Annotated in this window: 8 protein-coding genes; 5 read left to right on the top strand and 3 right to left on the bottom strand. The window is 43.1% G+C overall.

Annotated features, from left to right (window positions below; translation table 11 throughout):
• Position 1: 1 nt before the first annotated feature.
• Together Q4Q50_RS02230 and Q4Q50_RS02235 are read right to left on the bottom strand one after the other, a co-directional pair.
• Positions 2–4,234, bottom strand: a complete 4,233-nt coding sequence (locus Q4Q50_RS02230; protein ID WP_311898175.1) for an EAL domain-containing protein — start codon at positions 4,232–4,234, stop codon at positions 2–4.
• A 283-nt stretch (positions 4,235–4,517) separates the two neighbouring features.
• Positions 4,518–7,307 (bottom strand): insulinase family protein, encoded by a 2,790-nt coding sequence (locus Q4Q50_RS02235; RefSeq protein ID WP_311898177.1) that lies wholly within the window; start codon positions 7,305–7,307, stop codon positions 4,518–4,520.
• 169 nt (positions 7,308–7,476) lie between these two features.
• Between Q4Q50_RS02235 and sixA the strand changes: the two genes are divergently transcribed.
• Positions 7,477–7,947, top strand: coding sequence for a phosphohistidine phosphatase SixA (sixA, locus tag Q4Q50_RS02240; RefSeq protein ID WP_006082236.1), 471 nt, complete (start codon positions 7,477–7,479; stop codon positions 7,945–7,947).
• Positions 7,948–8,061: 114 nt separating this feature from the next.
• Here sixA and smrB read toward each other — a convergent pair whose 3' ends face one another.
• Positions 8,062–8,592 (bottom strand): endonuclease SmrB, encoded by a 531-nt coding sequence (gene smrB / locus Q4Q50_RS02245; protein ID WP_261272875.1) that lies wholly within the window; start codon positions 8,590–8,592, stop codon positions 8,062–8,064.
• An 80-nt stretch (positions 8,593–8,672) separates the two neighbouring features.
• Here smrB and prmB point away from each other — a divergent pair, with 80 nt between their 5' ends.
• The 4 genes from prmB (at position 8,673) to Q4Q50_RS02265 (ending at position 13,394) form a co-directional block, all read left to right on the top strand.
• The gene (gene prmB / locus Q4Q50_RS02250) at positions 8,673–9,617 is read left to right on the top strand and encodes a 50S ribosomal protein L3 N(5)-glutamine methyltransferase (RefSeq protein ID WP_006082234.1); all 945 of its coding nucleotides are present in this window, start codon (positions 8,673–8,675) and stop codon (positions 9,615–9,617) included.
• Positions 9,618–9,741: 124 nt separating this feature from the next.
• Entirely contained in the window at positions 9,742–10,836 is a 1,095-nt protein-coding gene (aroC, locus tag Q4Q50_RS02255; protein WP_006082233.1) for a chorismate synthase, read from the top strand.
• A gap of 104 nt (positions 10,837–10,940) precedes the next feature.
• Complete coding sequence (locus Q4Q50_RS02260; RefSeq protein ID WP_311898183.1) at positions 10,941–12,116, top strand: MFS transporter; 1,176 nt, start codon at positions 10,941–10,943, stop codon at positions 12,114–12,116.
• 99 nt (positions 12,117–12,215) lie between these two features.
• Entirely contained in the window at positions 12,216–13,394 is a 1,179-nt protein-coding gene (locus Q4Q50_RS02265) for an ATP-NAD kinase family protein (protein ID WP_311898184.1), read from the top strand.
• Positions 13,395–13,396: the final 2 nt, after the last annotated feature.

Consider the following 13,396-nt stretch of genomic DNA (forward strand, 5'->3'; position numbering starts at 1 on the left):
ATCAATTAATGTTGCTTTTGGTGTTTGGCTTTATCATGTCTTCTTGGAGTAGCAGGGTAAACTCGGTCTCTTTGATAGCCTTACTAAAAATATAGCCTTGAATTTCTTCACAGTTGAGTGCTCGTAAAATGTTTAATTGCGCAGTCTGTTCTACTCCTTCACCCACAACAGAAAGCCCCATGTTATGGGCGATAGTGATAATAGAATCGACCATTTTGAGATCGCGATCAGACTTATCAATATCGTCAACAAAAGCTTTATCAATTTTTAAAGTATGAATCGGAAAACGTTTTAAGTATGAAAGGGACGAGTAGCCAGTGCCAAAATCATCGAGTGCCAAACTAACGCCCATTTTAGCCAGTTGCTGCATGACAATAATCGCCGTTTCCGGCTGCTTAATGACAGTACCTTCAGTTATTTCTAATTCAAGGTGACAAGCGGGGAGTTTGGTGAGTCTTAAAATTGACTCTATTCGTTGTTGGATATCGGGGAGTGCAAATTGACGTGACGATAAATTGACGGCGACTCTGCCGCTGAATATTCCTTGTTCACGCCATTTCTGCGCTGCGAAACAGGCTTTGCGTAAGACGATTTCACCAATTTCAACAATTAAACCGTTTTCTTCAGCAAGTGGAATAAAATCATTTGGGGGTATCAAGCCATGTACTGGATGATTTAATCTGACTAAAGCCTCCATGCCTGCAATTTTACCGCGCTTAAGATCAACCTTAGGCTGATAATAAACTTCAAATAGATCATCTTTTAAGCCTTCACGGATGAGATTCTCTATTTCTAACTGCCTAATCGCATGTTGATTTAATGACTCTGAATAAAACTGATAGCAATTACCTCCTGCTGACTTTGCATGGTACATAGCAATGTCAGCTTTCCTCAGTAATGCCTGCTCACTTTGCTCATCTTCTGGAAATAGTACTATACCAATACTTAATCCTAGGACTAGTTGTTCATTACTCACTTCAAAAGCGGGTTTTAACCCTTCGATAATACGGTTAGCAATCGCAGCGCTGGCGCTTATATCTGAGCCTTTATCTAATACAATGGCGAATTCATCTCCGCCTAGACGGTAAATACTGGTACTTTTAGGAAGTAAGGACTTAATGCGAGCAGCAACGAGCTTTAATAATGTATCTCCAATCTGGTGACCCAAGGAATCATTTATACGTTTAAAATTATCAAGATCAAGTACCATTAACGCATGGGCTATTTCTCGATTCACGAGGTTACTTAAGGTCACTTGTAAGTTGGAGCGATTTGGGAGTCCGGTTAAGAGATCATTATTGGTTAGTTTTCTAAGTTCTTCTTCTTGCTGCTTACGTCTAGAAATATCTGAAAAAACACCGACATAGTGTGACAATTCGCCTAATTCATCATAGATAGCATCGATAGTGAGCTCCATATGGAAGTGACTTTTATCTCCTCTTGCGGCTTCCACTTCATTTGCCCAGCGGCCTTGTTGCTTCAGCATGGTTCTGATTTGGGTGGAGAAGGTTTCAGGATATAAATCAAATGTGAGTAAGTTACCAATAAAATCAGTTCGGTTACGTAATGAAATCTTACAGCAAGCTTCATTGACTTCGACAAAGCGGTATTCGCTGTCGAGGATAAACATGCCTTCAGAAATATTTTCAATGGCTTTTTCGAAGAGTTTTAGTTGCTCTTCTTTTTGTTTAAATTGACTAATATTTTTAATCGTACCTGTCATACGCAGGGCATTATCTTTGTCATCCCGTTCTACAATTTTGGCGCGGTCTAAGATCCATACCCAATTATCATCTTTACCTTTTACTCGGTATGCGGCTTCAAAATGATCTGTTTCACCATAAAAATGTTTATTGAGCGCTTCTCGAACACGCTCTTGATCCATTGGATGTATATTACTCTCTTCATCTGATTTACCAGAACGGTGTCCATCGCGCGGAAACTCAAGTGCACCCCAGATATTGGAACGGAAAATGTTGCCGGTTTCTATATCCCAGTCCCACATTTCATCACCACTTCCCCATAGGGAAAGTTTTAATCTTTCTTCACTGAGCGCTATTTGGCGTTGCACTTCTCTTTTTCGTAACACAGCTTTTATAATAAAAAAAGCCACGAGCAACACAGTTATGAAATAAATTAATTTTGCCCAATAAGATAGCCACCACGGAGGGGATATATAAATATTAAGAGAATTTACTGGACCTTTTACTCCGGTGACAGGGTTCTCACCAAATACATTAAAAATATAATGACCAGGTGAGAGGTTTGTGTAGGTTGCAGAGTTTGTGCCTTTTGCAGTAATCCATGTATCAGATAGACCATTTAGGTTATAAAAATATTCAATATGTTTATGGCTTGACTTAGGAGAGTTGAACTTCAATGTAAATGGATAGTCTGAATATTTTAACTCAATCGCTTTTGATTTTGATATACTTTTTCCTAGTGGCTTATCGCCTATATTAACAGTTTTGTTAAATACTAAAAGCTCACTGATATTAGTGTTTATAACATTGTTTTCAATATATGATATTGCATTAACTTTATTTATTGCACTGACGCCAGATATTCCACCAAAAAAGAAAATGCCATTCCAGAATATTCCACTCTGATTATTGTATTCTTCTTGACTACCATAGTCAGTCGTTAGTGTGAGTAGTTTTCCATTTCTGCTTAAAATCAACTCATTTATAGAAGATGCCATAAAGTCATTGCTATCATCAATTGCGATTGAGTAGATTGGTTTGTTTGAGTTATAAACCATATTAGTTTTTAACGTTTCTTTTTTAGTCGAATAGATTGAAGTTCTTGTTCCAAAAAGATATTCACTTGGTGTCTCAGTTACGCAATAAACAAAGTCATCATCAAAAATTGTTTTTTCGTTGCCGTTAGCATCTATACTTATCAAGCCACCTTGAGTAGCAAGTAGAAGTGTGCCATCAAAGGTCTGTTGGATTTGGAAGATTGGGTGTTTATTTTTTAGTGATAGTTTTCGAATTTTTTTTCTATCTAGTAGATCAATTATGTAGATGTCTGAATTTTTTGTTCCAACAATTAATTCGGTTCTTTTGGGGTTTTTAAATAGAGTGACAATGCTATCGCTTAATATTGTCTTTTTTAAATCCCCATAAAACTCATAAAGACCATTGTTCCCCCCAATAATTAAAGAGTCATTGTTTCTTATGATATACTTAGGCCCTGATATTCCTGTGTTTATTTCATCTTCGAGGATAAAGTTTGAATTATATACTTCCACTTCGCTACTATCATCAGAAGTCACAATGTGTTCATTGTCTAACAAGCTTATTGACCAGATATTTCCGATAGGATTTATTAGGGACTTTACAACATTGCTACTATCTCTGATTAGAATAAATCCCATATTCAATGAAGGTATTATTGTATAGTTATTCGTTCTGTAGGCTTGAACCTGATTCGTAATTTCTTTCTTTTCTAATACATAACCTTCTGATGTTACCTCTGATGATTCAAGGTTTGTTTGTATTACTTGACCATCAATCACGGCAAGAGCTGTATACTCACCAGCAAGAGACTTCGGTATGTCTTCAGATATTTTTCTATAAATACCATCTGATGTTAATATGTAAATTCCACTTCTGCCTTTTACTATGTCTACAGATTGTAGGGATAAAATAGTAGTTGTTGAATCTTCGCGATAATGAATGATCTTACCATCATGATTTCTTATAATATAGCCGTTGTTGGTCTTTATTGCTTTTTTTATGAAGCTAAAGCTTTCATCTTGATATGTTTTTATTATGTCTAAATTATCTTTTCTAACATCAATTATCTTGTTTTTAGTACCTATTGTATAAACTTCACCATTGTCATTTATAGACCATATGGCTTCATTTATTTTTTCCTGTTTTTTGAAGGATTCAAGTTCTGAGTCGTAAAAATTTAAACCATTGTCAGTTCCAACTAACATTGTTTTATTGTCAAATAATAGGCTTTGAATAAATGAACTAGATAGACCTGAGTGATCATGTGCAAAAAAATGTTTAAATTCTTCACCGTCGAATCGATTTAATCCGTTCAAAGTACCAATCCAGATGTAACCATCATCATCTTCAATGACCGATGTGACTGTACTTTGGGATAGGCCTTCTGGAACGCCATAGGACTCAGTTTTTAAAGCTATTGGTAATTGTTGCGCTTCTGCAGTTGATAGGAAAATAGCTAGAAGAAAAATAATTTTAAAGAGTGCTTTAGGCATAGTGTTTGTTCTTATTATCCGAGGATGCCATGAAACAATTGTGTTACATCACTTTTCCAGAAAGTGCGGGGTTTGTCAAAGCGGTATCGGTAAAAAATCCTTTTAACAGCATGTAGATGCAGTAAAATTGTGCGTTGTAGAAGGGGGAGAACATGGACTAGCCATGTTTTACATTAGTATTACGTCCAACCGTGATAGATACAACTATAGTTGGGGCAATTTGTAGCGGTTTTGTTTGTTTGTCCAACTTTGTGAACAAATGTGTGTGTAAAAGTGTTTTTGTTTAGAAATTAAACTTCTCTGCCGTTTGCTTAAACGTTTTGAGATCTGTGATCATCTTTTCTGACAGCAACGCTGCCTGAGTTCTGTGCTGTTCACCCGTGCTAAATAAGACTAAGCGGTCACTGTGTTTGGTGCGCATTTTACGCATCATGAATTTGAGTAAATCAGTGCGGGTGAGCTTAGTGATTTCGTCTACGACGAGTTCTCTTTGGTTAAATTGATAATCTCTATTGCCGACACTGACCCAATAACGTTGACTGCGAGTTTTGAGGTTCGCGTCGTGCTCCATGATTTGATTAATCAGACCTACCTTTGTGCTTTCCCATTCTTCGTTGGTGATTTGCATCACTGCATAATTAAAGTCGGCAATAAACTCGTCGATGGCTTCTAATAAATGCAGTGGCCCAGTTGTGGGTGACTGAATATAGAAAATAAGTCCAGGATGACGATTGAGCGGCAGATAACCTGTGCCTACCATATAGCCCAACTGTTTTTCAGTACGCAGCTCATGGAAGAAGGTGGACGACATAGTGTGATTCAGTAAGCTAAATAGCGCCATTTTTTCGGGTGTTGCCACGGCAGATTGGTAATACACAATAATTGCGCTATCTTGATGATCTATTGCGAGTTCTCTAAGTAAGGTGCCTTGGCCCGTTAAATTGACTAATTCTCTGGTGGACTCGGCGCTTGGCGTCGAAACCAAGGATAAAATGTGCTCTAAGCGTTTACCGAGAGCTTGTGCTTCAGAGACTAACCAATCCCCGTAGACTAACCCTTCAAGATAGATCTTCTCGTAAAAGGCACGTACATGGTTATGCAAATCTTCAAGGCTTATGTTTTCGAGCATTTGAGCCATGCGGGCAGGCTCATAACTGCTTTTTTGTAGCGTGACAGTCAGACTAGTAAACAATTGTGAAATAGGTTTCGCCTGCGCTAGATTCTGCCAACTGCGCAGTAGTTGAGATTTAATTAGGGCAAAACGTTCTTCAGTAAAATTACGCTCTCTGGCTTTGTGAATTAACAAGGCCAACAGGGTTTCTTGATTACCGGTAAAGCCCGATAAATGCAGGGTAATGCCACCTTGATGCGGATAAATATTGTAACTTAAGCCTGCAACTTCGGCCTGATAGGTTGGCTCGGTTAGATAATCGAGTAGCATTTCAACATACAAGCGGGTGAGGGCGGCATGCCTTGGTGTTTTACTTGCCTGCTCTGAATCTAGCGATAAATACATGTGACCTTTTGGCACATTAAACTCATCATCTTTCTTATGCCAAATGCGGTATCCAGTTGATTCAGCAACTATCACTGGCACGTCAACATCGCTCTTATCCGGACGGGCAATTGAGTCGGCGACAATAAAAGGATTTGCAGCTGGTAGCTGTAATTCAGGGCGAATATTGTTCACTTGCCAACGAGCTAGGGACTGTGGTGCAATTGGGCAGACTTTGTATGGCGTGTGATACCAGTTAGCTTTACGATCCGTTTTAACCGACTGGGCTATAAGCTGCAGGCGCATATTCTGTGGCACCATGAGCTCAAGTAGCTCAATGGTTTCAGGGATATCCAGCCCATCCATCCGATAATCGCCAAAGACCAAGTCTTCGACCTCATAGTGATGCATATTAATGCTGAGATGGCTGGCTAAATCGAGTGATTTAACTTGCTCTTGATAACGAAACGCCATTTTGAGCAGGTTTGCACGCTCCAAATAACGCCATTCATCTAAGCCTTGGGTTTTGATAAGTTCAATATACTCAAAACAGCAGCTGATAATTTCATCGAGATTACCTAGCCCTTTATCGGTTAACTGTAAACCGATACTGTAATCCTTGAAGTTATAACCATTTACACCGCCGCCCGCAGACAAGTTGTTCACTAATCCTTGTTCTTTTAGATACGACAACAGACTGCCATGACTCTCATTGCCTAAAATATGGCTGATATAAGTCAAAGGCTTACGTTTGTAGTAGTGATCAATTCCTGGGAAATTAAAACTGATGCTTAAGCGTTTTTGCTCCTTAAGCGGCACTATATCGATTTGCCTCAACAGTTCTTTTTCTGAAAATAGTGGTACTTGAGGATAGTTTTTCACTAAGTTCAAGTTTCGGATCCCACTAAAATAGTGACAGGCTAAATCTTGTAATTCATCAAGGGAAAGCGGAGCGACTAAGCACAAGGTCATTAAGTTGGCGCTGTAATGGCTTTGATAGAAATCGAGTAATTCACTACGTACCTGTGCCTGTTCTCCGCCTAAGGTGACTAAGTTACCCACGGAAAATTTCGAAAATGGATGCAGTGGGTTGACTGTCTCTTTGAGTACTTGATAGGTTCGACGGATATCATCTTTTAGTTTTAAACTAAATTCAGATTCAATGGCTTGGCGTTCTCTATCGACTAAATCTAAATCAAATTTTGGGGCGATAAAAAATTGGCTGAATCTGTCTAAGGAGTCGGCAAACACGTCTTCATTGATGGTGAAAAAGAAGTTAGTGTGCTCTGTGCCCGTCCAAGCGTTATTGCTGCCGCCATGTTGGTTGATAAAGGCGTGGTACTCGCCTGAGTCGGGAAATTTTTCGGTACCAAGAAAGAGCATATGCTCTAAAAAATGCGCCATGCCGGGTCTATCTGCGGGATCATCAAAATGACCCACGCCTACAGCCATAGATGCGGCCGCTTGGCTGGCATCTTGATCTTCAACCAATAACACCCTAAGCGCGTTATCTAACACAAGATAACGATACTGACGGTGATCGTTTGGACTTTTATAAATGGACTGAGAGGCTTGCAAAGAGACACTCCGATAACGATAGCTTGTTATATATTGATAGTCTTAATGGTTTTTAGCAAATATCTCTTGTGTTTATCGACTAAAGATTAAGTCTTACAAGGTTTGTTGAAATGGATTTTAGGGCTACAATTGGGATAAAACAAAAACAAGTTTGAGTCGCGAGAGAAGTATGCAGCTATTTTTGATGAGACATGGTGACGCCGGATTTAATGCTCAGTCTGATAGAGACAGAACACTGACCGATGTAGGAAGGCACCATACTGTGTTGATGAGTAACTGGTTGGCTCGCAGTGTGACTGATTTCGATCTTGTTTTGGTGAGTCCTTACTTACGTGCGCAGCAAACGTGGCAGGAGCTGAGTCAGCATTTTCCTGAGCCGCGTAAGTGGTTAGTCGCTGATGATCTCGTTCCTTCAGGCGATCCCGCCAATGTAGCCGCGTTAGTTGTAGCCTATGCTGAGTTATACAAGGCGGATAAAGTGCTAGTGATTGCTCACATGCCGTTATTGGGCTATTTGGTCAGTGAGTTAGTGGCAGGTGTTGAACCGCCGTTATTTGCCACCTCGGGCATTACGCTCATTGATAAACATGCCGAGCAAGCTTCAATCGTATGGCAGCATGCGCCACACAGCATTAGCTAGCTTAGATTTATATCCCATTTACAGAACAAACGGCCCACATTATGTGGGCCGTTTGTTTTGCTAAATCTCTAAATTGCCAAATCTGAAACGTTAATCTCTGAAGCCGATAGCGAGTTAACGTCTATGCGGCTGCTCTCCAATATCAATCAGCACTAATAATGCCGCATCGCCACCCCATTCTTTAGGCGCTTGATGGAAAGCCTTCACCATAGGATGCTGCACTAACCACATGGGAACTTGTTGTTTCAATATGCCACTGCCGTAGCCGTGCATAATGCAGCAGCACAGGCTTTGTTGTTTGACGCAGGCTTGGATCAGTGCCGCTAACTCAAGTTTGGCTTCCGATTGGCGATAGCCGTGTAAATCCAGCAGTAAATCTGGCTGGTAATCTCCACGTCGCAGGCGTTTGAGTTCTATGCTATCAACCCCTTCCGCCAACCAACGCATCGGCCCTTGTACTGGCAGTAGCGGCTGATAAGTATCTGAGAAATAACTGTTAGCATGCAGTTGCTGCTCTTTCAGTTCTATTTCCTGTTTGGTTTTTAAGGGCGTGCGAAAGTGTCGCTTATTTTGCGTGATGGGTTTAATACCATCGATAAGCGCTGAGAACATCGCCAAGCCTTCTTTGTCGTCGTCTTTATTCATGGCGGGTATTCTATTGAATCCTATGGTTTCTGAATAGAGTTCAGTTACAATGTTCGCGAACAAACTAGCGGGAGCACGTTTTGGATAAGATCTTTGTAGATGAAGCTGTGACAGAATTACGCACTATTGGCGATATGTTACGTTGGGCCGTGAGCCGTTTTAACGACGCCAATGTGTATTATGGTCATGGTACTGATAACGCGTGGGATGAAGCCATCGCCTTAGTTTTCCATGCTTTACACTTACCCGAAGAAATCGGCCAGCAAGTGATTTTAAGCAACTTGACCAGCAGTGAAAAGCATAAAATTGTCGAGTTGATTATTCGCCGTGTCAGAGAGCGCCTACCTGTGCCTTATCTGACCAACAAAGCGCGTTTTGCCGGACTTGAATTTTACGTCGATGAGCGCGTGTTAGTGCCTCGTTCACCGATTGCTGAAATGATCGCCAACCGTTTTAGTCCTTGGTTATACGGCAAACCGGTAACACGTATTTTAGATTTATGTACTGGCAGCGCTTGTATCGCGATTGCCTGTGCCTACGAATTTGAAGACGCCGAAGTTGATGCGCTGGATATCAGCGAAGATGCCTTAGATGTGGCGCAAATCAATATCGAAACCTTAGGCGTGATGGACCGAGTATTCCCGATGCAATCGGATTTGTTCTCGGCAATCCCAGAAGGTCCACAGTATGATTTGATTGTCTCAAACCCACCTTATGTTGATGCCGAAGACATTGGCGACATGCCAGATGAATATCATCATGAGCCAGCCATTGGTTTAGCCTCAGGTCGCGACGGCTTAGATTTAACCAAACGCATACTGGCCAATGCCGCGCAATACCTCACACCAACGGGTTTGCTCGTAGTCGAAGTGGGCAATTCTATGGTGCATTTGATTGAGCAATTCCCAGAAGTGCCATTCACTTGGATTAACTTTGAAAATGGCGGCGATGGCGTATTTGTATTGACCCGCGATCAATTGGTCGAAAATCAGTCAGTGTTCGGCATTTATCGCGACGCAGAATAACCTAAGATAGCAAATTAGGTTGAGACTTTTCCCGCTGCCAGTTAGGCTTGCAGCGGGAAAATAAATTGTCCAGTGGTCGCTGGACACGGAGCGATGAACAAATAACCTAAGGTGTACAAAGCGGATGTCTGGAAACAGTATTGGTCAAAATTTTGTAGTGACGACGTTTGGTGAGAGTCACGGTGTTGCACTGGGTTGCATTATTGATGGTTGCCCACCAGGGCTTGAATTAACCGAAGCCGATATGCAGCATGATCTTGACCGCCGTCGCCCAGGGACATCCCGATATACCACGGCCCGCCGTGAGCCAGACGAAGTGCGGATTTTATCCGGCGTTTTCGAAGGTAAAACCACGGGTACCTCAATTGGACTCTTGATCGAAAATACCGATCAACGTAGTCAAGATTACTCTAATATCAAAGATTTATTCCGCCCTGGACACGCCGATTATACCTACCAGCAAAAGTACGGCATGCGTGATTACCGAGGTGGTGGCCGCTCGTCTGCCCGTGAAACCGCGATGCGCGTTGCGGCGGGTGCGGTGGCTAAAAAGTATTTGAAGCAAGTTCACGGTATCGAGATCTATGGGTTTATGTCACAGCTGGGTCCTATTTGTGCGCAGACTATTGATCTTGACCAAATTGAGCAAAATGCCTTTTTCTTCCCCGATGCCAGCAAGCTTGAAGCGCTCGATGAATACATGCGTGAGCTGAAAAAGTCCGGTGACTCCATTGGTGCGAAAATCTCCGTTATCGCGACAGGTGTGCCAGTGGGTTTAGGTGAGCCAGTATTTGATCGATTGGATGCCGATATTGCCCACGCGCTGATGGGCATCAATGCTGTCAAAGGTGTTGAGATTGGTGATGGTTTTGGCGTAGTGACTCAAAAGGGCTCCGAAGGTCGTGACTTAATGTCACCTCAGGGCTTTGAATCCAACCATGCGGGTGGTGTGCTCGGTGGAATTTCATCGGGCCAGCCGATCATTGCTCATATTGCGTTAAAACCTACATCAAGCATCAGTGTGCCGGGCCAAAGTATGACGGCGCAGGGTGAAATGGCCGAAGTCGTCACTAAAGGTCGTCACGATCCTTGCGTTGGGATCCGCGCGGTACCGATTGCCGAAGCTATGCTTGCCATTGTGTTGATGGATCACTTATTAAGACACAGAGCGCAAAATCAAGATGTGCGCAGTCATACACCCGTTCTCGGAATGAGATAGGGGTATGCGATAGGAGCATGAGACTGGGGTATGAGATAGGCGCATGTGATAGATGGTATGCGATAACGATACAACAAGTGGCATGAGATAAAGGGAATGCGTTAATGTCAACTTCTTCTAGCACAAGCCGGCAATTACGCTGGCTTTGTGCCTGCTATTTTTTCTTCTTTTCTATTCTTGGTACTATGGTCCCTTATCTTGGGGTCTTCTTCGAAAATCGCGGTTTTAATCCTCAAGAAATTGGCTTTTTACTCGCCATCCTGATGGCGACGCGCATCGTTGCCCCGAATGTGTGGGCCAAAGTGGCTGACCGAACCGGGATGCGTGCCGAGCTTATCAAAATGGGGGCGGGAGCCGCCGCGCTGGCGTATTTGAGTTTTTTCTACCATGGCGGTTTTGTGTATATGGCGCTGAGTCTGGCCCTCTATACTTTCTTTTGGAACGCAATCCTTGCCCAGCTTGAAGTGATCACCTTAGAAACCTTAGGCGAGAATGCCAGTCGCTACGGTCAAATTCGCAGTTGGGGCAGTGTCGGTTATATCTGCCTAGTTGTCGGTGCGGGCTTTGCGATTGGCCAGTGGGGCACAGAAGTGCTGCCTTATATTGGTTTTTCATTGTTTATCGGCATGTTAGCTAGTGCGTTGCCATTACCAGCAAATCGTTTAGTGCGTGACACCAGTCAAGTGCGGCCGCCATTACAATGGAATCGGGCGATTATTTGGTTCTTACTCTCGGCGATGTTGCTGCAAATGAGTGCGGGGCCTTTCTACGGCTTCTTCGTCTTATATTTAAAACAAGCGGGTTACTCAGAATCATCAGCGGGGATATTTGTCGCCCTTGGCGCTATGGCCGAGATTGTGATGTTTATGTTCGCGCCGCGTTTACTGGGCCGCTATGGTGTTAATACCCTATTAATTGTCAGTATCGGCATGACTTGCTTGCGTTGGTTGTTGGTCGCCTTTGGGGTAGATAGCGTGTTGTGGCTAGGTGTTAGTCAATTATTGCATGCCTTTACCTTTGGTTTAACACACGCGGCATCGATTCAATTTGTGCACAGGCATTTCGATGCGAGTCACAGAAGCCAAGGTCAAGCCCTTTATGCCAGCTTAAGTTTTGGAGTTGGCGGTGCGCTCGGCACTTGGATTTGCGGCTATATTTGGGGCGATGGTAGTGGGGCGGTTTGGTCTTGGGTATTTGCTGCTGGATGCGCCTTTGCCGCTATGCTGGCGGTATTCTTTATTCCTAGGGATAAACCTGGCGTTGCCGCCCATGCGGCCTAATAATGTCAATCTAGCAATATCAATCACGATTAAAATTATCAATTAAGATACTAAAATATAAAGATAAAAATACCAAGATTGCGTTAAGTGAGGTAAAAGGTGATTCGGTTTCGTTTAGGGTTAGTGATCAATCCATTGGCTGGCTTAGGTGGCAGTGTTGGCCTTAAGGGCAGCGATGGCGTTGCCGAAGAGGCACTTGCCTTAGGCGCAGAACCGAAAGCCGCTTTGCGTATGATGCAGGCACTTGAGGTTATCCGTGATTATGCTGATGACATCGAGGTTATTACCGCATCGGGCATCATGGGTGAAGATGCGGCTAAGTCACTGGGTTTTACCACGCGAGTGGTGTATCAAACCCCGGATAAAACACGGGCAGTGGATACGCAGGCCGTTGTGCGCGCGCTGCTGGATGAACCGCTGGATTTACTGCTTTTTGCCGGTGGTGACGGCACTGCTCGCGACGTTTATTCCGTGTTTGAACAAGCCACTATCGATGACAAATTACCCGTGCTTGGTGTGCCCGCTGGCGTGAAAATTCATTCCGGCGTTTACGGTATTACGCCCCATGCCTCTGGCATGGTGGTCAAAATGTTGCTCGATGGTGAACTTGTTAGTTTGATGTCCGCCGATGTGATGGATATCGACGAAGTGGCTTTTCGCCAAGGCACAGTGCGCGCCAAACGATTTGGTGAACTTTTAGTGCCCGCTGAGCCGCGTTATGTGCAAGCGGTGAAGATGGGCGGTAAGGAAGTCGATGAACTCGTGCTGGCCGATATCGCCGCCGATGTGATCAATCAAATGGAAGATGAGCTGTACATCATGGGCTCTGGCAGTACGGTTGCCTTTGTGATGGAAGAGTTAGCTCTGGACAATACCCTGTTAGGTGTTGATCTCATTCAAGATAAAAACCTTGTTGGCAGTGACTTAACCGCGAATGAATTGCTTGAACTGACCCAAGATAAGCCAACTAAGTTGGTGATCACTCTGATTGGCGGTCAAGGCCATATCTTAGGACGCGGCAATCAACAGTTGTCGCCCGAGCTCATTCGGCGCATCGGAAAAGACAATATTATTATCCTCGCCACAAAAACTAAGCTAAAAGCACTTGATGGACGACCACTAATTGTGGATAGTGGCGACCCTAAATTAGATAGCGAGCTTGTCGGCTATTATAAAGTGACGACGGGCTACCATGATTACGTCATGTATCAGGTGGCCAATCCAGATTTATTGGTCGCAGCAGATGTGTCGGCCAATCCAGTATTAATGGAGAGTTAGAC

This window comes from Shewanella scandinavica (assembly GCF_031932065.1).
GTDB lineage: Bacteria > Pseudomonadota > Gammaproteobacteria > Enterobacterales > Shewanellaceae > Shewanella > Shewanella baltica.